General features: G+C 39.7%; 19 protein-coding genes. 10 read left to right on the forward strand and 9 right to left on the reverse strand.

Annotation, left to right across the window (positions count from 1 at the left end; translation table 11 throughout):
- Positions 1–36: 36 nt before the first annotated feature.
- Positions 37–1,023 carry a Gfo/Idh/MocA family protein gene (locus tag PZB74_RS18270; protein ID WP_302238604.1) on the reverse strand — a complete coding sequence of 329 codons (987 nt, stop codon included), beginning with the start codon at positions 1,021–1,023 and terminating at the stop codon, positions 37–39.
- A 237-nt stretch (positions 1,024–1,260) separates the two neighbouring features.
- On the opposite strand from PZB74_RS18270, the gene PZB74_RS18275 reads away from it, so the two are divergent.
- Positions 1,261–1,920 (forward strand): alpha/beta hydrolase, encoded by a 660-nt coding sequence (locus PZB74_RS18275; protein WP_302238605.1) that lies wholly within the window; start codon positions 1,261–1,263, stop codon positions 1,918–1,920.
- Between the two features lie 309 nt (positions 1,921–2,229).
- Here the strand turns inward: PZB74_RS18275 and PZB74_RS18280 are convergent, their stop codons facing one another.
- Positions 2,230–2,616, reverse strand: coding sequence for a DUF1987 domain-containing protein (locus tag PZB74_RS18280; protein ID WP_302238606.1), 387 nt, complete (start codon positions 2,614–2,616; stop codon positions 2,230–2,232).
- 266 nt (positions 2,617–2,882) lie between these two features.
- On the opposite strand from PZB74_RS18280, the gene PZB74_RS18285 reads away from it, so the two are divergent.
- The 8 genes from PZB74_RS18285 to PZB74_RS18320 all read left to right on the forward strand — a co-directional run bounded on the left by PZB74_RS18285 (position 2,883) and on the right by PZB74_RS18320 (position 9,790).
- Positions 2,883–3,290: a 6-pyruvoyl trahydropterin synthase family protein gene (locus tag PZB74_RS18285; protein WP_302238607.1), complete on the forward strand. Its 408-nt coding sequence runs from the start codon at positions 2,883–2,885 to the stop codon at positions 3,288–3,290.
- Complete coding sequence (folE, locus tag PZB74_RS18290; RefSeq protein ID WP_302238608.1) at positions 3,253–3,945, forward strand: GTP cyclohydrolase I FolE; 693 nt, start codon at positions 3,253–3,255, stop codon at positions 3,943–3,945. The genes PZB74_RS18285 and folE overlap by 38 nt, the downstream gene beginning before the upstream one ends.
- Position 3,946: 1 nt before the next feature.
- On the forward strand, positions 3,947–4,666 hold the full coding sequence (locus tag PZB74_RS18295) for an SDR family NAD(P)-dependent oxidoreductase (protein ID WP_302238609.1): 720 nt from the start codon (positions 3,947–3,949) through the stop codon (positions 4,664–4,666).
- A 143-nt stretch (positions 4,667–4,809) separates the two neighbouring features.
- Complete coding sequence (locus PZB74_RS18300; protein ID WP_302238610.1) at positions 4,810–5,073, forward strand: hypothetical protein; 264 nt, start codon at positions 4,810–4,812, stop codon at positions 5,071–5,073.
- Positions 5,074–5,118: 45 nt separating this feature from the next.
- A complete protein-coding gene (locus PZB74_RS18305; RefSeq protein WP_302238611.1) occupies positions 5,119–5,568 on the forward strand; it encodes a hypothetical protein in 450 nt (149 codons plus the stop codon).
- Positions 5,568–6,194, forward strand: coding sequence for a flavin reductase family protein (locus tag PZB74_RS18310; protein ID WP_302238612.1), 627 nt, complete (start codon positions 5,568–5,570; stop codon positions 6,192–6,194). The genes PZB74_RS18305 and PZB74_RS18310 overlap by 1 nt, the downstream gene beginning before the upstream one ends.
- A gap of 9 nt (positions 6,195–6,203) precedes the next feature.
- Positions 6,204–7,226: a ligase-associated DNA damage response exonuclease gene (locus tag PZB74_RS18315; protein WP_302238613.1), complete on the forward strand. Its 1,023-nt coding sequence runs from the start codon at positions 6,204–6,206 to the stop codon at positions 7,224–7,226.
- A gap of 353 nt (positions 7,227–7,579) precedes the next feature.
- A complete protein-coding gene (locus tag PZB74_RS18320) occupies positions 7,580–9,790 on the forward strand; it encodes a sodium-translocating pyrophosphatase (RefSeq protein WP_302238614.1) in 2,211 nt (736 codons plus the stop codon).
- Between the two features lie 69 nt (positions 9,791–9,859).
- On the opposite strand, the gene PZB74_RS18325 is transcribed toward PZB74_RS18320, so the two are convergent.
- The 3 genes from PZB74_RS18325 to PZB74_RS18335 are packed head-to-tail and all read right to left on the reverse strand — an operon-like array spanning position 9,860 to position 12,618.
- Positions 9,860–10,906 carry a hypothetical protein gene (locus tag PZB74_RS18325; protein WP_302238615.1) on the reverse strand — a complete coding sequence of 349 codons (1,047 nt, stop codon included), beginning with the start codon at positions 10,904–10,906 and terminating at the stop codon, positions 9,860–9,862.
- Positions 10,907–10,921: 15 nt separating this feature from the next.
- Positions 10,922–11,695, reverse strand: a complete 774-nt coding sequence (locus PZB74_RS18330; protein ID WP_302238616.1) for an SDR family NAD(P)-dependent oxidoreductase — start codon at positions 11,693–11,695, stop codon at positions 10,922–10,924.
- Positions 11,692–12,618: an o-succinylbenzoate synthase gene (locus tag PZB74_RS18335; RefSeq protein ID WP_302238617.1), complete on the reverse strand. Its 927-nt coding sequence runs from the start codon at positions 12,616–12,618 to the stop codon at positions 11,692–11,694. Before PZB74_RS18335 ends, PZB74_RS18330 begins: the two co-directional genes overlap by 4 nt.
- Before the next feature lie 228 nt (positions 12,619–12,846).
- On the opposite strand from PZB74_RS18335, the gene PZB74_RS18340 reads away from it, so the two are divergent.
- A complete protein-coding gene (locus PZB74_RS18340) occupies positions 12,847–13,365 on the forward strand; it encodes an inorganic diphosphatase (protein ID WP_302238618.1) in 519 nt (172 codons plus the stop codon).
- On the opposite strand, the gene PZB74_RS18345 is transcribed toward PZB74_RS18340, so the two are convergent.
- From PZB74_RS18345 to PZB74_RS18360, 4 genes are all read right to left on the reverse strand, one after another.
- The gene (locus tag PZB74_RS18345; protein WP_302238619.1) at positions 13,362–13,736 is read right to left on the reverse strand and encodes a hypothetical protein; all 375 of its coding nucleotides are present in this window, start codon (positions 13,734–13,736) and stop codon (positions 13,362–13,364) included. The genes PZB74_RS18340 and PZB74_RS18345 overlap by 4 nt on opposite strands.
- A gap of 51 nt (positions 13,737–13,787) precedes the next feature.
- On the reverse strand, positions 13,788–16,235 hold the full coding sequence (locus PZB74_RS18350; RefSeq protein ID WP_302238620.1) for a penicillin acylase family protein: 2,448 nt from the start codon (positions 16,233–16,235) through the stop codon (positions 13,788–13,790).
- Between the two features lie 219 nt (positions 16,236–16,454).
- Positions 16,455–17,522 (reverse strand): AI-2E family transporter, encoded by a 1,068-nt coding sequence (locus PZB74_RS18355; protein ID WP_302238621.1) that lies wholly within the window; start codon positions 17,520–17,522, stop codon positions 16,455–16,457.
- A 204-nt stretch (positions 17,523–17,726) separates the two neighbouring features.
- Complete coding sequence (locus PZB74_RS18360) at positions 17,727–20,915, reverse strand: WD40/YVTN/BNR-like repeat-containing protein (RefSeq protein ID WP_302238622.1); 3,189 nt, start codon at positions 20,913–20,915, stop codon at positions 17,727–17,729.
- Positions 20,916–21,136: the final 221 nt, after the last annotated feature.

A 21,136-nucleotide genomic window follows, 5' to 3' on the forward strand; every position in this document is an offset into this window, starting at 1 on the left:
AGAGCTAAGATTGCCTTAGCCCTATCACACAATTGTTTAAATACTAATCCACTGGTTTTCTTTTCCGGACTTCCTTAAAGCATCCAGCACTTTCATGTTTGCAATAGCATCTGAAGGGGGTGTCGGTACAGAAGTATCTTCTCGTATGGCTTTGGCAAATGCCTCAAATTCCAAAATGTACTGATCTTCCGGTGATATTAACACTTCTCTAGTGCCCACGCTATTGGTTATTGTTATTCTACTTTCCACATCTGATGGAGTATTAAAAGGAATATCAATGCTTATTATCCCCCCCGTGCCATTAACCACTACCCTTTGGTAAGGAAATATTTGCGTTGCGATGGTAAACTGAGCTCTACCCTCTCCAAAGTCTAAAGTTCCACTAGAAAGAATATCAGTACCAAACTTGTCATCATAGGTGGTTAATGCCATAACCCTTTTAGGCTCCGCATCAAATATAAAACGACTACAGGATACCGCATAGCAGCCGATATCCATAATGGCTCCCCCACCTGCTTCAGCCTGATTTCTGATGTTATTAGGATCGGTATTATTGTACCCAAAGAAGCAATGAACATGCAATACTTTGCCAATCTCTTTCATTCGTATGAGCTCTCTTACATGCTGCCACTGGGGATGAAAACGATACATAAAAGCTTCCATTACTTTTACACCTTTGTTTTCTGCATAAGTAATACATTCAGTAGCTTCGTTTGCATCAAGCGCAATAGGCTTTTCGCACAGGATATGTTTGCCTGCATCTGCTGCCTGTTTAATAAACTGAGCATGCAAATGGTTAGGAAGTGGTATGTAAACAGCTTCAATATCTTGGTCTGCCAGCAGTTCTTCATAGCTTCCATAAGCTTTAGAGATAGCATATTCCTGAGCTGCATTTTGTGCTTTGTCTAATGAGCGGGATGCGATAGCACTAATATCTATTAATGGAGATTTGGGTACAGGAATAGCTATTCTCTTTTTAAAAAATCCTGACACACTAAGGATGCCTAACTGTAGAGCTTTCATAAGTTTGGTTTTTAAAGTGCAATAATTAACATATTGAAATTAGATAAAGTACACTGCTCTGCCAAGCGACTAGCCTTTGTAATAATCAGCATCAACATACAATCTCAACTAAATCCAATTAAATGAGATGGAAATACAGTTGATGAATGCTGTATAAAAAAATATCTACATATTTATTTGAAAGCGTGACACTTTCCGAACTTGATCTTTATTTTGCTTCCAAATCAAAGACAAAGTATGCCTTTTTCACTCAAACATATAAAAAAAGAACCTGGCCAGAAGTCTGAGGGTAAGCCTCCAATGTTAATTATGCTGCATGGACTAGGAAGTAATGAGCAGGATCTCTTCTCATTTGCCCCCCTTCTTGACCCTAAATTTTTAATTGTAAGCGTACAGGCCCCAATTTCTTATGGTTTTGGTGGCTACGCCTGGTTTAACATTGATTTAACTAGTGGTATCCCTAGTGCTAATATTCAGCAGGTTATGCATGCCCGTCGCTTGCTCAATAGTTTTATTAATGAAGCTATAGACACTTATGATCCGGATCTGGATCATATTTATCTATGCGGTTTTAGTCAGGGTGCCATCATGAGTTATGCCAGTGCTTTTAGTGAGCTATCTCAGATAAGAGGAATTGTAGCTATGAGCGGTTATATTTTACGAGAGCTTACCCCTCAGGTGAGTTTCAGACCTAAATTGAGAAAGCTAAAAGTGTTAGCCACACATGGTACTCAAGATCAGGTTTTACCCATCTTTTTGGGCAGGGCTACTAACGATTATTTGCGCACACTGCAATTAGATTACACTTACAAGGAGTATGAAATGGCCCATGAAGTAAACATGGACTGTCTAAATGATGTAAAGCAATGGCTATCAGATCAGGTAATTGAACTGTAGATACCAGAAACTTAAGCCTGCTGCTACTATTTATCGGAATAGCTTAATACCTGCCGAAAAGAATATAATTCCTAATACAGCGGGTATGATCGCTTTCATCGCGCTGATTTCAGTATCAAAAACTATAATAGACCCTGAAATCATAGCGTAAACCGAAACAAGAAGGATGGCCGTACCTAATAGAGTAAAAAATATGCCGAAGGCTTTCTGAATATCCATTAAAAAAATCTTTTATTAGTATACTTCTGTAATAAGGTAAATCTATAGTTCAGATTAAAGTTTGGCGGAGGCTGCTAATTATAACAGCTTTTATTCGTCATCTTTAAATGGAACCATTTTAACGGGCAGCTTAAGAATTTCTTTAAAGTCTTCACCAGACTCTCGCATATCATCATCCTCTACATCGTAATGCCACTCCAGTGTTACATCATTACCGTCGGTATAGATTTTTTCCAGTTTTCTTAAAATGTCTATTAAACACTTAGAGGAACTCGTATTAAAATATTCAAGTTTTACAAGAAAATTAGTACGTGAGTTTGGCTCCTGACGATAGGCATCCATCCACTGCATCACTGAAGCATAAAAATCCACTGAGTTTTCAGGAATTGATCTACCATTTATTTCAAATACTCCCTGCTTTGGATCAAGCTTTATTTCCGGTGTACGGGCGGTTTTGCTTAGATATAAACTGTTCATGCAATGATAAAATTATGAGCAGTAAAATTAAGTATTCAATTGTACTTTCAATGAATTATGCACAAAGACTTTAGCAGTTGAGCTAAAATGTAAGCAGACAATTCTATTAAAAATGTATCTAATTTTGTTATTTCCAGTTTATCTATGGTGGCATGACAACTAAATTTCGTCAACTCAAAATATTATTTATCATTCAATGATTAATTTTGTTTAAATATTACTTATAATCTATTAAACAAAAAAATTCAATACACAGTTAGCAAATCATGAAAGTAAGTGTATTCAGAAAGGAACATTTTAATGCAGCTCATCGGCTTCACAATCCTGAGTGGTCAGAAGAGAAAAACAGATCTGTATTTGGCAAATGTAATAACCCTAATTATCACGGGCATAACTATGAGCTTATCGTTAAAGTAAGCGGTTATCCAGACCCTCAAACAGGCTATGTATGTGACATGAAGTGGTTAAGTGATCTGATCAAAAAAGAAGTCACCAAAAAATTTGACCATAAAAACTTAAATTTGGACGTAGAAGACTTCAAAAAGTTGAATCCGACCGCTGAGCATATTGCCATCGTGATTTGGAATAAACTGAGAGCTCACATTGATGAAGAACTTGATTTAAAAGTAACCTTATATGAAACTGAAAGAAACTTTGTTGAATACCCGTCCTGAAGATTACGAAAACGCACAAGAAGTAGGCGAAAACCATATATCAACCTCTACCGAGACCCCTTTAAGACCAGATGCATTTGAAAAAGATGATGCGCTTAAGATAGAGCTTATAGCAAAGCATTTTCGCGAAATTATGCACATTCTTGGTCTTGACCTCAATGATGATAGTCTGAAAGGCACCCCTCTGCGGGTAGCTAAAATGTACGTGGAGGAGATTTTCAGTGGTATTAAACCCGAAAATAAACCCCACGCTACCCTATTTGAAAATAAATACAAGTACAATGAAATGCTGGTAGAAAAAGATATAACGTTTTTCTCAAGCTGCGAACATCACTTTGTACCTATTACTGGTAAAGCCCATGTGGCTTATATCTCTAATGGTTATGTAATTGGTTTATCTAAAATCAATCGTATCGTGCAGTACTTTGCCAAAAGGCCTCAGGTACAGGAGCGCATGACCATGCAGATTGCTACCGAATTAAAAGAAGTATTAAAAACAGAGGATGTAGCTGTAGTCGTTGATGCTGCACATATGTGTGTATCATCACGTGGCGTACAGGATGTTACCAGTAAGACTATCACATCATATTATGGGGGTAAATTTGAGCAGGAAGATCGTAAGAAAGAATTCCTGAATTACCTAAACTTAAAATAATATGAATGATTTTGATCATAAGAATATTGCCATCATAGGTGGTACATCCGGCATAGGTGCTGCAATTGTGCAGGAGCTTATGCAGACTAAAGCTAATTTGTATCTGGCTTGCAGGTCTGAACCAGCCGAAGATATCAAGGATAAAGTAACACATATTAAACTTGATGTACTCAACATTGGTGAGGAGCTAAACGAGTTGCCTGACGAGTTGCATGGTCTGGTTTATTGCCCGGGTACTATTACTCTAAAACCTTTTCAGGGTCTGAAGGCTGAAGATTATATGAATGATCTTCAGATCAATGTGCTGGGGGCTATCAAAGTAATTGAGCAAAGTATTAAAAAGCTAAGAAACGCCAAAGGAGCCAGCATTGTGCTATTTAGCACAGTGGCGGTTCAGGTAGGACTAAACTATCATACCTCTGTTGCTACTGCTAAAGGTGCTTTGGAGGGATTTGGGAGATCACTGGCTGCTGAGTTTGCTTCTAAACACATTAGAGTAAATTTAGTAGCCCCATCGCTAACAGATACTCCACTTGCCAGTAACTTGCTCTCTTCGGACGAAAAAAGAGAAGCATCTGATCAGCGCCATCCGTTGGGTAGATATGGTAAACCCGCCGATATTGCAAACATGGTGATATACTTATTATCAGAAAAAAGCAGTTGGATTACCGGTCAGGTAATGCACATTGATGGAGGTCTATCATCATTAAAAACGCTATAATAATCAGCACACCTATTTTAAAAAAGTTTAATTTTTACGTTTAAAAGTTAAACTTTTTCTTTTATAAACGGTATCTTATAGTATCCTATACTTACGGATTCTCTCAATTACGAAAGTATAGAGCAATAATATCCTGATTGTATATGAGAACCCCACCAGAAGCTTATTTAATATTTAAGGAAGAACTAAAAAAGGTAGAGTTGGAAAAGGCTCGCCTTAAAGAAGTTTATGAGAGCAAGCTTAGCGAGATGAATGAAGAGCTTGGCTTTCTTAAAGAACAGATTATGTCCCAACAGGATATGATGAAAACAACTATAGAATATGCTACCAAACTGGAAGATGAACTTTCATCACTAAAGAAGCAGATTCGGGAGGATAAGAGCAAACAAAAGAACAGCTTCCATTAGTTTTTTTAAATGTATTATAGAACTATCTAATAGCCGGTATTTAGTATGAAAAATTTTGCCGAAAACCAGATTAGCCCATACGAATTTACAGATTACTTTAACTCACGATTCGCACAGGTAACATATATTAAAGATTTAAAGATCGTAATTTGTAAACTAAAGTCTGAGTATGTGCCTATTGAGCACTTTAAAGATACTTTCTATAAAATTAGCGAACTGGTAGAAGCTGGGTTCAACCAAAAGTTTGTCTTTGATAAACGAGCCTTAAAAGCTTTTCATCAGCCATCTATGGAGTGGTATTTTGTTGAGTGGAAAACCAAAATGTACGAACATGGACTTAAAACTCATCGCAAAATTCTACCTCCGGAACCCTGGTTCAAAAAGTCTGTAGATATTGCTAAAGAGCAGATTTACCGTCACCACCCGAACTTGCCAGTCATAGATAAGCTGGACATTAAGTATTGTAACACCCTAGAAGAAGCAATAGAAAACTAATGCAACATATCTCCAGAGATGACATTGAAGCTTATGATAAAAGGTATAGGACACAGTTTATCAACTCTTTAACCGGTTTCAAAAGCGTAGCCTTAATCGGCACTCAAGACCAAAACAACAAAACTAATCTTGCTATTTTTAGTCAGATTATCCATGTAGGAGCCAATCCACCTTTAATCGGAGTACTTTTCAGGCCTCATACGGTTAACCGCCATACTCTGGAGAACATCCTGGAACTTAAGGATTTTACAATTAATCATATCCCGGCTTGTCATGTACAGTCTGCGCATCATACCAGTGCACGCTGGGAGCAATCTGAGTTTGAGAGCTGTGGTTTTACCCCCGATTATGGTCCTATCATTAAAGCACCATATGTAAAAGAGTCTAATGTACAGATCGGCTGTAGCTATGTAGAACGGCAGAATATTCAGGCAAATGATACCGTATTTGTCATTGCCGAAATCAAAGAAGTAAGATTAATAGACTCAGTAGTATCCGAAGATGGATTTATTGATTTGGAAACAGCAGGTTCTATAACCTGTTCCGGACTTGATAGCTATCATACCACAAATAGTATTGGGCGCTATAGTTATGCCAAGCCAAACGAAAAACCGCAGGAATTGTAACCCTTACCAATGTCACAGCTCATTGAATTTACCAAAAAAGGGCTTTACTGCCCTCAGGCAGATGTTTTTATAGACCCGTGGTTACCGGTAGACAAAGCAATTATTACACATGCACACTCAGACCATGCACGCTGGGGTCATAAGTATTATTTAGCACATCACAATTCGGCAAGCATTCTCAAATACCGCCTGGGGCAAGACATACATCTGGAGACATTAGCCTATTCTGAAACTGTAGATATTAATGGTGTGACTGTAAGCCTACACCCGGCAGGACATATCTACGGATCTGCACAAATAAGATTAGAGTATGAGGGAGAAGTATGGGTGGTTTCTGGAGATTATAAACTGGAAAATGATGGATTTTCCACTCCTTTTGAGCCCATAAAATGCCATAGCTTTATTACCGAATCAACTTTTGGTTTACCCATCTACCGCTGGCGCCCTCAGCAGGAAGTAGCAGAAGAGATTAATGCATGGTGGCATGCAAATCAGGAGGTAGGCAAAGCTTCTTTGATTGGAGCATATTCCTTAGGCAAAGCTCAGCGTATCTTACAAAGTATCAACCAAAGCATTGGTCCCATTTTGCTACACGGAGCAGTGTATAATACGAATCAGGCTTTAATTGAAGGGGGCGCTCCTTTAAAGCATTTTCCCAAACTCACAGCAGAGACAGATAAAGATACTATCTCCAAAGCATTAGTAATAGCTCCGCCTTCAGCTACTAGTAGCACCTGGGCTCGTAAGTTAAGACCTTTTAGTACAGGCATAGCTTCTGGCTGGATGCAAATCAGAGGAATGAAAAGAAGACGGGCGGCGGATCGGGGTTTTGTTGTATCTGATCATGCAGACTGGAATGACCTTAACAAAGCCGTAGGAGCAACCGAAGCAGAAAATGTATACGTAACCCACGGCTACACTTCAGTTTTTAGCAGATGGCTTAGGGAGAAAGGTATAGCGGCTCAGGAAGTAGAGACGCTATACGAAGGGGAACTGGCTGAAATGAACCAGTCCGAAGATTCAGAAGCTTAATTCAGCTCCTTAATTTTTTCTTAATAACATAGTAAGCTCCATCTACCAGAGCTCCTAAAAGGTAATTTTTTATAGGTCTTTGCTGTAGTACTTTCAGTATTAGAACACCTGCACCTACACTTGCTATTATTCTTATTAATCCATTCATATTTTTCAAATTTTATAATGCTAACTTTTACAGGAGTTGATTGTTAGAAATCTTTAAAAAATTATGCAATTGACTTATGGAATACAATTGAACAAAATACCGGGCTTTAAGAAAACTAAAAATCATTTTTAAAAAGCAAGTCTTCTTCTATATTAGCACCGCTAATCATTAAAATTCAACATACAACTTAAAATTATTCATATTTATGCATAGCATAGTTTACGTAGTTCCTGCTCTGGGAATACTGGCCTTGGTATACACTGCTGTTCGCTCCTCATGGATTAAGCGCCAGGATGCCGGAGATAAAAACATGAAAGAATTAGCTGAGTACATCGCCAATGGCGCGATGGCTTTTTTAAAAGCTGAATGGAAAGTACTCACTTATTTTGCTATTATAGCATCTATCCTTTTAGCCTGGTCAGGTACACTTGTAGAAACTTCCAGCCCTGTCATCGCAATATCATTTATTATTGGTGCTTTCTTTTCTGCTCTTGCAGGATATATAGGTATGAATATCGCGACCAAAGCAAATGTACGTACCGCTCAGGCTGCCCGTAGCAGCCTTTCCAAAGCTCTGAAGATTTCCTTTGCCGGAGGTACTGTTATGGGACTAGGCGTAGCTGGTCTGGCAGTTCTTGGCTTAGGCGGCCTATTTATCGTATTTTTTCAGCTATACGTAGTAAGTACCGGGGCTTCCGTCAATGGTATAGAAATGGAAAAAGCATTGGAAGTACTTGCAGGCTTCTCCCTGGGAGCTGAAAGTATTGCCCTTTTTGCACGTGTAGGCGGTGGTATTTATACAAAAGCAGCAGATGTGGGCGCCGACCTGGTAGGTAAAGTTGAGGCTGGTATTCCTGAAGATGACGTACGTAATCCAGCTACAGTAGCCGACAACGTAGGTGACAATGTTGGTGATGTTGCCGGTATGGGTGCTGACCTTTTTGGGTCCTATGTAGCTACAATATTAGCCACAATGGTATTAGGTAGAGAGATTGTATCGCAGGATAATTTTGGTGGTATAGGTCCGGTACTGCTTCCTATGCTAATTGCTGGTGTAGGCTTAGTTTTTTCTATTGTTGGTACTTTTCTGGTACGGGTCAACAAAGAAACCGACAGTGTACAAAAAGCGCTAAATATGGGCAACTGGTCTTCCATTATTTTAACAGTGATAGCTTCCTATTTCATAGTTAGTGCCCTATTACCAGAAAATATGGTTATTCGTGGCTTCAGCTTTACTTCAATGGATGTATTTTGGGCTATCTTTGTAGGTTTAATAGTAGGAGCTCTAATGAGCATTATTACGGAATATTATACCGCTATGGGCCGGCGTCCGGTTAACTCTATCGTACATCAATCTTCTACCGGGCACGCTACCAATATTATAGGAGGCTTAGCGGTAGGCATGGAGTCTACGGTACTACCTATTTTTGTTCTTGCAGGAGGTATTATTGCTTCATACAGCTTTGCCGGTTTATATGGGGTGGCAATCGCAGCAGCAGGTATGATGGCGACTACTGCCATGCAATTGGCAATTGATGCCTTTGGTCCGATAGCCGACAATGCCGGAGGTATAGCCGAGATGAGTGGACTGCCTGAAGAAGTTAGAGGGCGCACAGATAATCTGGATGCCGTAGGAAATACTACTGCTGCTACCGGAAAAGGCTTTGCCATTGCTTCTGCGGCTCTTACCGCGCTGGCTTTATTCGCGGCTTTTGTAGGAGTAGCAGGTATTGACAGTATAGACATCTACAAAGCACCAGTATTAGGCGCGCTATTCGTAGGAGCTATGATACCTTTTATATTTTCGTCATTAGCAATAGCTGCCGTAGGTAAAGCCGCAATGGACATGGTGCAAGAAGTAAGACGCCAGTTTAGAGAAATACCGGGCATAATGGAACACAAAGCTACACCAGAGTATGAAAAATGCGTGGAAATTTCCACTCAGGCTTCCATACGAGAAATGATAGCTCCCGGCGCTATTGCATTGCTTGCTCCATTACTGGTAGGTTTTGGCCTGAAAGGGGTTTTTGCAGATACTTCTTCAGCAGAAATTTTGGGTGGAATGCTGGCAGGTATTACTGTTTCCGGAGTACTAATGGGAATGTTTCAGAACAATGCCGGAGGTGCTTGGGATAATGCTAAAAAATCCTTTGAAAAAGGGGTTAAAATAGATGGAAAAATGGAATACAAAGGCTCTGAGGCTCACAAAGCTTCAGTAACTGGTGATACAGTTGGAGACCCCTTTAAAGATACTTCAGGTCCATCTATGAACATACTTATCAAACTTACTTCTATCGTAGCACTCATTATCGCACCACATATTTCTGTTAATGATGCGGCCCATCTGGGTGAAAGTATTGAAGAACCGGCTGCTAAAGAGATAGTAGTTCAAGATGAGAACCTTTCACAAAAATAATTTTGAGTTGGGTTTTAGAAAAATAAACATCGGAGCTGTTCCTTAATCGGAACAGCTTTTTTTTATTGCTTATTTATCTGCCAGGTTCCAGACGCTTTCTGCTTTTCTGCCTATAAGCCAGAAAGAAACAGCCAGAATACTGAAGAAAAGTACCTTATGCATACTATCCCACAGATATTCAAAATAGCGAGTATAAATATTTAGTAATAAAAATAAGATACCGATATCACGACTAATTTTGTCCTCATGTTTAAGACCATAATAAATAGCAATAGCTGAAGCAAGTGCTAAAACTAATGCCCAAAGTATAAAATTGAATTGAGACACTTCTCTCCATGCTATCAGGTCGGCATAGTTTCCAAAAATGGATAAAAGCCACAGTGCCATAAACAAAGATAAAAGCCCTAACACATAGGCACTATTAACAAATTTTTGCTCCCATTCTAGCCTATTCATGATCTTGCTCAACAAGAGTAGTAACAATCCAAAAAGTACGTAGCGCATAGGATAGTTCATACCTATAAACAGATCATTATCTTTAGCCCAGTAGGTAGTTTCTGACCCAAACCAAAGCGTAAACGCCGCCATAGAAAGATACCAGTTGATAGCAGAGTTCAGGTAAATTCCTGCGGCACCATAGATGACAGAAGCGGTTAGGATAAGTACCGGATAGTAGCCATTTGTCATATCCAGTGAAAAGCCCAGATAAGTAATTCCAAAAGCTACGCTGATAGCCCCAAACATAAAAAGAGACTCGTTGCTAAACACTTTTTTAGGATGCCTTTCTCTCCTCTTTTTAGCCAGATAAGAAAGACCTCCAGCCACAATAAAGAAAAATAAGCTCTTTAGGATGTCGGGCACATCAAATATCGCATTGACTATTTTCTCCAGCCAATCACCGGTAATCATTAGAGAAGTAGCCAATATGATACATACCACTGCAAAGAAAAACGCTAGAAAGGATAAGTTTTTCCAGTCAAATGGGGAAGATTTTTGGTGGAGCTGATCAATATTTAATTTTAGATCATTCACCTTATCACTACTCAAAAGCCCATCTTCCTGCCACTGATAAAGCAATTTTTTAAACTTCTCTTTTTCTGAATTATTCAACTGCATGGCTGATTCATTTTCTTACGTTGGCTTAAAGTACTTTCCAATCAGGCTCGCCATCAATCCGCTTGGCATAATCTTACTAAAGAATGCACCTACCCGATTAGAGAAGCCAGGAATAATAACAGCTGCTCTATCTATCATACCCAGAATAGCCTCATCCGCTACTTCTTCTGCTTTCATAATCGCACCTTTGCTGTACTTGATTCGTTCAAAGCCAGCTTTTTCAAAAAAAGAAGACTCAGTAGGTCCAGGACACAAACAAGACACATTGATTCTTAGAGGTTTCAGTTCCTGCCTTAAACTTCTGGAAAATGATAGTACAAAATTTTTGCTGGCAGCATAAACGCTAAAATACGGAATAGGCTGAAAACCTGCGGTACTGGAAACATTCAATATGTGCGCATATGGTACCTCTTTGAGCATGGGAAGAAAGAAGTGACTTAACTCTACTATTAACTGTTGATTTAGCTGCATCATTTCCAGCATTTGCTCCAGAGATAGTTCGTGGAATTTTCCCCATAGCCCTACACCAGCATTGTTTATTAATACTCTTACAGGCCATTCATTCTTTTGACATAATAAATAGAGGTCATTCGCAGCTCCAGGACTCAGTAAGTCTTTGGCAATTACTCTTACTACAATTTCATGCTTACTTTCCAGTTCTTCGGCCAGTTCTTCCAGCGCTTGTTGGTTTCTGGCTACAAGTATAAGATTGTCACCTTCCTGCGCGCAGCGCCGTGCCAATGCAGCTCCAATTCCATTACTGGCACCGGTAATTAATGTATAGTTCATAGCTTTAATAAATCAAAATCCCAATCCATTTCGGGCTGGTACAATAGTCTGCCATTTTCAATGCTTAACGGAGAAGAGATGTTATTATGATATAATTGGCCGGTGCCTAAGCCTTGAGGCAGGTTAATCGGATAAGTAGCCGTAAGCTGTGCTATAGCGTTAAGCCCGACATTAGACTCCAGTGCAGAGGTAATCCACCATCCAATATTTTTAGATTCTGCCTCGCTAATCCATTCTTTGGTACTGTTTATACCCCCTACCAGAGTTGGTTTTAGTATAATGTATTGAGGATTGATTGCATCCAGTAATTGAGCCTTGTTCTCTTTGCCATGTACCCCAATTAGTTCTTCATCTAAAGCTACGGGGACAGGACTGTTTACACATACATCAGCCATAAGAGGAAGCTGACCGGCAGCTACAGGCTGTTCTATGGAGTGTACCTGGTATTCCGAAAGGCATTCCAGCTTAGCATATACATCCTTTTCTGTAAAAGCACCATTTGCATCTACTCTTATTGTGATCTCGTTTGCTGAATAATGTGAGCGAATAAATGCCAGTAGCTGCATTTCTTTTTCAAAATCTATGGCTCCTATTTTCATTTTAATACAGTGAAAACCAGCTTCCAGCTTGTTTTTAAGTTGCTCCAGCATCCATTCCTTATCTCCCATCCAGACCAGTCCGTTGATTTCCAACGGCTCATATGGTGAAACCGACCAGGAATTGTTTACAATTTGTCTTTTTCCACCATGAAGCAAATCCAGAAGAGCTGTTTCAAAACCAAAACGCACAGAAGGTAAGTCTTCAGAGATATGTTCATTTACCCACTCATACACCTCATCTTCGTGAGCAGGATACCAATCTGACTTTGTCAAAGCTTCGCATGTTTGCCGTAATTCGTCTTCAAAATTATCAATATCGTCCAAACTCAGGCCTTTCAGAGGAGCAGACTCCCCAATTCCGTAAACCTTTGAAAAATAATCTTGGGAAACTTTGATAAAAAAAGAATCTTTGTGCCGTAGAACACCGCGAGATGTGCCCGCTAAAAATTTGAATTGAAGGGTATGCTTATGAAAAGTACAATACATCTGTGTTTTTTTTACAAATAAGTAGTTTACACTTAATGTTGTTTCAAAATTAATTAAACAGAAATCATGGCCAACTCATCTAAAGAATTCACCATTGACGCGATAATAGAAATTCCGAAAGGAAGTCGTAATAAGTACGAATATGACCGTGAGAAAAAAATGATACGCTACGACCGTATGATTTTCTCTTCTATGTTTTATCCTAGTGACTATGGGTTTATCCCTGAAACCCTGGCAGAAGACGGAGACGAAATAGATGTACTGGTCTTGGTTACTGAACCTACATTCCCTGGCTGCCTGATGGAAGTAACGCCTATTGGCTTATTTAAGATGTACGATGAAAAAGGAACGGATGATAAAATTCTTTGCGTACCGGTAAGCGATCCTATCTGGAACAAAGTAACATCTCTTGAAGAGGTTAACCCCCACCTTAAAATGGAGATTGAGCACTTCTTCCAGGTATATAAAGACCTGGAAAAGAAAAAAGTAGGCGTAGAAGGATGGGAAGACAAAGCTGCTGCCCTTAACGCCATACAGGATGCGCAGGTACGTTACCAGGAAAAGAAAAAGAGCCTGGCTTCTTAAGAATAATAACCAGTTTTAGGCGTGTCTTTCATAAAGATACGTCTAAACTGACTTCCACTAAGCGCAGCAAACCCTCCGGCAAGCCCCCCTATTAAGCCGCTCGCAGCGATCATAAAAGATGCATTAGGCATACTGAGCAGTTCAGCAATACGAGCAGAAAGCACACTAGAGGTTTCAGCATCTATCAGCCAGGCATAGATCAACCATAAAAGACCTACCCCTAAAAAGCCGCTTAAAAAGTCTATAAAGCCACGGATAGGAATCCATAAGCTTACAAAGAAGGCTGCTATCACTACTGACCACCAGGGTAAAAACAACTCCAGAATATAGCTAAAAACTGCTATTAGTATGATTTTGAATATAAATTTCATAGTAAGGCTTTGCGCTTTGGGTTGAGTCTGTAAATGTGACTGCTCTAAATATTATTCTTCCTCTTCTGCCTTTGGGTATATACTTTGTTTAAATATAGTGCCAGCAGCATCTGTTGTCTGGTCTCTCATAAACAGTAGCGGAAAGTAATTTCCACTACTCCAGTTTTCTACCATATTATCGTAATAAGGACTTCCAGGATTACCAGACTGCCCTCCCGGATAAACTGCCCAGGCTTTGGGTTGATCACCTAGAGAAACAATCATTTTCCAGGACTGCCCATGACTCTGGCTGTTAGCAGCTACAATATTTCGCCCTCCTCCAACTTTTACATCTTTTACCGAAAAAGGCTCTAAACGTAGCATATGTGTCAATTGGGTATTTTTATAGGTTCCCCAGAAATAGTCCTCTTCATTATCTTCTTTCCACTGATTAATTTCTTTTACAGTTTTAGAAAAAGATTCACTTACAATATCTGGTAAGGTTTCTACTACCGTTGTGTTTACCATATCAATAAACATATGATCGGGGTAGTTTTTGATAATATGAATTGTAGTTTCTTTACTGGGTCTGCGTAAAGCCATGTTTTTATCTTCATACTCATCCCAGATCAGATTATAAAAGTTGCTCCACCACAAATCGTAAACGCTGGGTGCCTTATAGTTTACATTATTATAATAGTTCCAGCTTTGCAACAAGTCGTATATCTCTTTTTCTTCAGGACTAAGGGTGACAAGGTTCAGAGTATCCAGCATAATAGGTAAAGACTCAGCGGCCATTAGATTATATGTATCGTTATGCAGACTCATAAAATCTTTGGGAGTGATATTTCTCATCTTACTAAGCCGTTCATTAATTCTACGATTACGGTAATGCTCGTAGGTAATATCATAGACATAATAAGGATAATCATTTGCTACCGGTATCTGGTTGGCAGAGCTTACAAAGCCACGTTCAGGATTTAAAATATGAGCGTTTTGAGTGTTTGGGATAGTCTGCTGCCACTCTAATAGGGATGTACTACCATCCATCAAAAATTTACCTTGCTCTTTCCATTTGGCAGGAAACTTACCCTGTACCCACATGGCTATATCTCCGGCAGCAGAAGCGAACACAAAATTCTGTGCCGGGCTTTGGTAGTACTTAAGCGCCTGCACATATTCAGAATAGTTATCAGCGCGATTGAGGTAGTAAAAGGCCAGCATCTCAGAAGAAGGTTCCAGAGCTGCCCACTTCATAGCATATCCTCTTTTAGGATTTACTACAGAGTCTTCCGGGAAGCTTGAGTCGTAAACTACTGGGCCAAAATGTGTATACGTCACTGTATCGTAATACGTATCTCCATCTCTTACTTTAATTTCTTCTATACGCTTCTGAACTTTTAAGCGGTTATCGTCATAAAAATACTCAGTACGGCTTTCATCAGTAAACTGAATTTTGTACCAGTCTTTAACATCTCTACGCGCGTTGGTTACCCCCCACGCAATAGAATCATTGAAGCCAACAATTATATTTGGCGCTCCGGGTAAAGTTACTCCCATCACATTTACACCAGGAGCATTAAGTTGCATAGCATACCAGATGGAAGGCAGGTTAAGGCCCAGGTGAGGGTCATTAGCCAGCATAGGCTTGCCAGATCGGGTTTTACTACCATCTACCGCCCAGTTGTTACTTCCATTATCTTCGTCAGGTTTATCTACAACCTGCATGATAAATTCAGATGTATCTACAAAAGCAACATTGGGTGTATCTATAGGTAGTGGCTTAAACTCCCATTTTCTACTTGCTGGTATTACCGGATCGGTATTCTCCAGACGTGTTGGGTAAAGGAAGTCAAAATATTCGCGACCAAATAGTTTAAGCGCATTAGTATTTTCCAGATCGCTGTCATATCCGGCCAGGTCTTCCGCCATGTACTTTAGTAGCAATGTTGTTTTTAAAGGCGTCCAGGGCTCGGGGTGATAAGCCATCAGCTTATATTCTAAAGGCAAACTTTCGTAGGTAAGGCTCTCAATGTAAGCATTTACCCCCTCAGCATAAGCTTCTACCTGACTCTTACCCAAGGTAGTACGCATCAGCTCTTTAAGTGAGTTTTCAGCCCCGTAAGTAAGTCCTTTTCTGCGTTGGGTACGATCAAGCTGAAGTGCACGTTCACCAACAATTTCTGAAACCCTACCTGCGGCGAAATGGGTCACAAACTCCATCTGCCAAAGGCGATGCTGAGCCATAATATAGCCCTGGGCGCGATAGAGATCAGTCTCGTTTTCCGCAAAAATATGTGGGATAAGCAAAGAGTCATAATATATACTTACTGGCGCTTCAAAAATAGAAAGTTGCAAAGATCGCTCATATTCAGGGATTTCACTTTCAGCGTTTTGCCAGAAACCATGAAATGGATCAAGGAATTTTCCTAATGGGGGTACAATGCTAATCTTAATGGACAGGGCAACCGTAAGGGCAATCGTAATAAGAAATGAGAACAAGAATTTTACGACCTTCATATAGATTTATGCCAGTAGAAATGCAGATTTAAAATATTTAATTTTCTTCATGCTGATTTGAATACAAACATCAAGACCATATACTTTTTTCTATGGACAGCTAAATTAATCATATTATGGATACCCCAAAACGTTTTGTATTAAAAGAAAAATCACATTAAGTGAACATGTTACACATCTTTGTTTTCTTCACAGTTTTTCAGTGTATAAGCTCATACATTAGGTAGCCTGTTTCTTTTTACCCATAGCCCCCATAATATAACCATAGGGCTTCAGATGATCTACTTCATCAAATATCTGCTTTAGCATGGCTGTAAATGGTATGAAGAGTATCATTCCGGCAATGCCCCAGATAAGATTGCCAACAAAGATGGCGATGATAGTAAACATCGGGTTTACACTTACTTTTCTTCCTACAATATTGGGAGTGATCAGGTAGCTTTCAATCGTTTGAATGACAACAAAATACAGTACCACACCAAAGGGATACCAAAGAGAATCTTTCATAACCAGGGCAAAAAGTGCGGGAAGTATTGAACCGACCAGTGGCCCAATAAATGGCACTATATTAAGCACTGCGGCAAATACTGCGAAAAATATGGCATGTTCTATATCTAAAGCCCATAAGGCGATGCTATTGCATACTGCCAGAATAAGAATGACCAGAAAAATTCCTATAATGTAGTTTCTGACTACCTGTTTTACTTTAAGGATGATTCCTTTAACACTATCACTTTCTCCTTTAATAGCTTTCAGGCCAAAAGTCAGCAGTTCGTCTCGGTAGATCAGGAATAAAACCACTAACGACATAAAAAGCATAACCTGAATAAAACTGGCTGTCATTTGAGAAAGTCCATCGGTCAGCAGATCTGTATTGTTTTCCAGAAAATTGCTTAGGGCTTCCTGCATAGTATTAATTTCCATAAAACTACTACTTCCTGTAAGCTGATTAACACGCCCGCTGAAATCACTAAATAGCTGATTCATACTCTCGCCCAGACTATCCAGATCACTGGAAAATCGCTTAGTTTGTGTATAGAAAAATGTAACAATGCCCCCTAAAATAATAAGTGCCAATAGCAGGCATATTATGGACGCTAACCAACGAGGAAATTTATATTTTTCCAGCCAGGTACTAACAGGAGAAAATAGTATTGAAATAAAAGCTGCGAAAACTAAAGGAATAAGAATAGGCTGGGCTACCACCATAATATGGACCAGAAGCGTCACCAGCAAAAAAAATGCGGCCCAACGTACTAAAGAGCTCTGTTGACTTATTGATTGCATGTCAGTTAAAAAAATGGAGCACCCATGGAAAGTGCTTAAGTTTTACATTGTACTACAGCCGCTTAGATATTCTAATAACTTAAGCAAAGGCTATACTTTTAGAATACGTTTGAGGATAGATTGTTTGCAGACTTATATCTATCTAGGGTAGTAAAAAAGGCACCCTGTAGGCACCTTTTTTATATCAATATGAATGTATTATGCTTATGGGTTTAGCTCGTCAGTATTTTCTTCCAGACTTACCGCATCTACACTTTTCTCTTTAACTAAACGATTAAATTCAGGCAATTCCTGTTTTACAATCGTTTTGAATTTATTTAACTGTTCATCAATCTTTTGAGTCATTTCATCTTTAAAAGCAAGGGACTGATCTGTAGGACGGTAGTGCCCCCTACCTATCTGTGAGCCTACATTAGCCAGCTTATTATTAAGTTTGATAGGAAAATTAAGAGGATCCTGATTACTTCTGTTCTTGGTTTGGTATAGCTCTTTTTCTATGGTACTCAGCTTAAGGCTAAGCTCTTCGGCTTTAGTAACTATATCCTGCTTACTATCATCTCCTTCTACCTTTTCTACCACTGTATTCATCTGACTTTTGATATTGCGGATATCCTCAATCGTCTGATGTGTTTCTGTAAGTTTGTCTCTGACTGAAATCAAGAAATCAAACTGAGCCTGAAGATCTTCCAGGCTACTTTCCCAGCGAGGATCCTGAAGAATCTTAAAGCTTTTTTCCATACTCTCATCGTTTACTACCAACTCAACCTGATAAGTACCAGGTACTGCTTTAGGGCCTTTAAGGCCACCACCCCATAAGATCAGCCCTTCAAATCCTTTTGCATCTGCATAGCGCATATCCCAGTTAAAGGTATTAAAACCTTTATCAGCATTTAGTTCACTGATTTTCAGATCTTTATTATCATCATTATAATCTGTTGTAAAACTCTTTATAAGTTCACCATCAGCATCTTTAATATGTAGACTCACAGTGGTAGCAGAATCCACCTCATCCTGAAGAACATAGTGAATAAGCACACCTCCTGGATGGTTAGTACCCTCCGTAGGAGAATCGCCTCTTTGCCCACCGTCCATCAGATAACTATCCATAGGCTGGTACAAATAAAAGTTACTGTTTGCTACTGATTCATTTAATTGATGCAAAGGTGTCAGATCATCAATCAGCCAGAAACCACGCCCCTGAGTAGCCGCAATCAAATTATTATTTTTAATAGTTAGATCTGTGATCGGAACAATAGGTAAATTCAGCTGAAAAGATGACCAGCTTGAGCCATCATCAAAAGAAATATACATTCCTGTTTCTGTACCGGCATACAGCAGTCCCTCACGATTTGGATCAGCCCTTACTACTCTGGTAAAGTGCTCACTTTCAATACCATTAGTAATGAGTTGCCAGCTCTTACCGTAATCTTTAGTCTTGTAAAGATAAGGAGTAAAATCTCCCAGTTTGTAGCGTGTTCCTGCCAGATAGGCCCCACCTTCGGTAAATGGATCTACTTCTATACTGTTAAACATCATCCACTCAGGCATATCCGGGGGTGTTACGTTCTCCCAGTTTTCTCCTCCATCACGGCTGATATGTACTAACCCATCATCTGAGCCTGTCCATATCAAACCTTCTTCGTAAGGCGATTCGGTAACAGCAAATATAGTCGCATAGTATTCTACGCTGGTATTATCCTGAGTAATAGGTCCACCTGATGACTTCAGCTTGGTAGAATCGTTGCGGGTAAGGTCTGGGCTGATAAGCTTCCAGCTTTGTCCTTCGTCTGTAGACACATGAAGATGGTTGGAAGCTGTATATAGTTTATTAGGGTCGTGTGGTGAGAAGAAGATAGGAAAATTCCACTGAAAACGGTATTTCATCCCTTCTGCACCATAGCCCATAGGGTTATCTGGCCAGACATTGATAATTCTGACTTGATTATTATCGTGATTGACTCGCGATAGAAAACCACCATAACTTCCTCCATATACTATGTCGTTATTTTCAGGGTCTACGGCCAGGTGAGCACTTTCGCCTCCTGCTGTTTCTTCCCAATGATCTTCGTTTATACTGTAGTCATCGCTTCGGTGAAGTATCCTTACCGTTGAATTATCCTGTTGGGCACCATAAATGCGGTATGGAAAATGATTATCAGTTGTTACCCGGTAAAACTGCGAAGTTGGCTGGTTGTGGTAAGTAGTCCAGTTTTCGCCTCCATCTTTGCTTACCTGGGCACCGCCATCATCTGCGATAGCCATTCGCTGATTATTCTCTGGCGAAATCCAAAGATCATGATGATCTCCATGTGGAGCATTAGCAGACTCAAATGTTTTTCCTCCGTCTTTAGACTTATGATAGCTTACGTTGAGCACATAAACAATATCTTCATCCTGAGTGTCGGCATAGATTCGCGTATAATACCAGGCCCTTTGCCTCAGGCTACGGTCTTCGTTAGTTTTAGTCCAGGTTTCGCCTCCATCATCAGAACGGAAAACGCCACCATTATCAGCCTCTATTATGGCAAAGACCCTTTCAGAATTTACCGGAGAAACACTAACACCTATGATACCCAGCGTACCTTCAGGCATTCCTTCATTATCTGAAACTTCTTCCCAGCTATCGCCTCCATCTGTGCTTTTCCACAAGGCTGAACCTTCTCCTCCACTCTCCAGACTATAAGGTGTACGTTTAATTCGCCAGGTGCTGGCAAATATGATACGAGGGTTGTTCGGGTCTAATACTAAATCTACTGCTCCTGCCTGATCATTTACATAGAGAATTTTTTCCCAGCTTTCTCCACCATTGGTAGAGCGAAAAACACCTCTCTGCTCATTAGGTGCATAGAGGTTGCCCATGGCAGCAACATATACGATATCAGGATTTCGCGGATGTATTCTTACTCTTCCAATCTGTCGTGTCTGCTTAAGTCCGATATTTTTCCAGCTTTTACCTGCATCTGTAGACTTCCAGACACCATACCCAAAAGATACATTCCCACGAACTGTCTTTTCACCACCACCAACGTATATTACATTATTGTCGTATTCGCTAACCGCTACCGCTCCAATAGACCCACCAAAGTATCCGTCAGAAATATTCTCCCAGCTTTGTCCGGCATCTTCTGTTTTCCAGACACCTCCCCCGGTAGCGCCAAAATAAAATAGGTCGGGCTTGCCGGGTACTCCAGTTACAGTACAGGAGCGCCCACCTCTATAAGGACCTATAGAACGCCAGTTTAAACCATTATAAAGTGTAGTGTCGTAGCTAAGCGTACTTGCCTGATTCCGCTTTTTTCTTTGCGCCTGAAGTGTATCAGGAGATAAACATAGCGCAATTAACACAAAACATAGGCTACCCAGCCACCATTTGGGTTTGTAAATCTGCATCATGTATTGATATAAGTTTTTTAATGTAGTGTGGCCTGAATATAAGCCAATTGGTACACAATGCAGAAAATCATTCTAAAAAAGTCTAAAATTTTAAAGAATTATCTAAGTCAAACTTATTAACACCCAAATTCTGATTTTCGCTAAGTTCTTATTTTTTTCCTTACACTGTATTCCCAAACTTATAGATTGACTAGCTTGTTATGAATTGCATAATCATCTTG

It is taken from the genome of Porifericola rhodea, from assembly GCF_030506305.1.
Classification (GTDB): domain Bacteria; phylum Bacteroidota; class Bacteroidia; order Cytophagales; family Cyclobacteriaceae; genus Catalinimonas; species Catalinimonas rhodea.

What these genes read in the sequence shown, in the direction of transcription:
- PZB74_RS18270 (WP_302238604.1), bottom strand. Translation starts at nt 1,023, where the DNA reads ATGAAAGCTCTACAGTTAGGCATCCTTAGTGTGTCAGGATTTTTTAAA.
- PZB74_RS18275 (WP_302238605.1), top strand. Translation starts at nt 1,261, where the DNA reads ATGCCTTTTTCACTCAAACATATAAAAAAAGAACCTGGCCAGAAGTCT.
- PZB74_RS18280 (WP_302238606.1), bottom strand. Translation starts at nt 2,616, where the DNA reads ATGAACAGTTTATATCTAAGCAAAACCGCCCGTACACCGGAAATAAAG.
- PZB74_RS18285 (WP_302238607.1), top strand. Translation starts at nt 2,883, where the DNA reads ATGAAAGTAAGTGTATTCAGAAAGGAACATTTTAATGCAGCTCATCGG.
- folE (WP_302238608.1), top strand. Translation starts at nt 3,253, where the DNA reads ATGAAACTGAAAGAAACTTTGTTGAATACCCGTCCTGAAGATTACGAA.
- PZB74_RS18295 (WP_302238609.1), top strand. Translation starts at nt 3,947, where the DNA reads ATGAATGATTTTGATCATAAGAATATTGCCATCATAGGTGGTACATCC.
- PZB74_RS18300 (WP_302238610.1), top strand. Translation starts at nt 4,810, where the DNA reads ATGAGAACCCCACCAGAAGCTTATTTAATATTTAAGGAAGAACTAAAA.
- PZB74_RS18305 (WP_302238611.1), top strand. Translation starts at nt 5,119, where the DNA reads ATGAAAAATTTTGCCGAAAACCAGATTAGCCCATACGAATTTACAGAT.
- PZB74_RS18310 (WP_302238612.1), top strand. Translation starts at nt 5,568, where the DNA reads ATGCAACATATCTCCAGAGATGACATTGAAGCTTATGATAAAAGGTAT.
- PZB74_RS18315 (WP_302238613.1), top strand. Translation starts at nt 6,204, where the DNA reads ATGTCACAGCTCATTGAATTTACCAAAAAAGGGCTTTACTGCCCTCAG.
- PZB74_RS18320 (WP_302238614.1), top strand. Translation starts at nt 7,580, where the DNA reads ATGCATAGCATAGTTTACGTAGTTCCTGCTCTGGGAATACTGGCCTTG.
- PZB74_RS18325 (WP_302238615.1), bottom strand. Translation starts at nt 10,906, where the DNA reads ATGCAGTTGAATAATTCAGAAAAAGAGAAGTTTAAAAAATTGCTTTAT.
- PZB74_RS18330 (WP_302238616.1), bottom strand. Translation starts at nt 11,695, where the DNA reads ATGAACTATACATTAATTACCGGTGCCAGTAATGGAATTGGAGCTGCA.
- PZB74_RS18340 (WP_302238618.1), top strand. Translation starts at nt 12,847, where the DNA reads ATGGCCAACTCATCTAAAGAATTCACCATTGACGCGATAATAGAAATT.
- PZB74_RS18345 (WP_302238619.1), bottom strand. Translation starts at nt 13,736, where the DNA reads ATGAAATTTATATTCAAAATCATACTAATAGCAGTTTTTAGCTATATT.
- PZB74_RS18350 (WP_302238620.1), bottom strand. Translation starts at nt 16,235, where the DNA reads ATGAAGGTCGTAAAATTCTTGTTCTCATTTCTTATTACGATTGCCCTT.
- PZB74_RS18355 (WP_302238621.1), bottom strand. Translation starts at nt 17,522, where the DNA reads ATGCAATCAATAAGTCAACAGAGCTCTTTAGTACGTTGGGCCGCATTT.
- PZB74_RS18360 (WP_302238622.1), bottom strand. Translation starts at nt 20,915, where the DNA reads ATGATGCAGATTTACAAACCCAAATGGTGGCTGGGTAGCCTATGTTTT.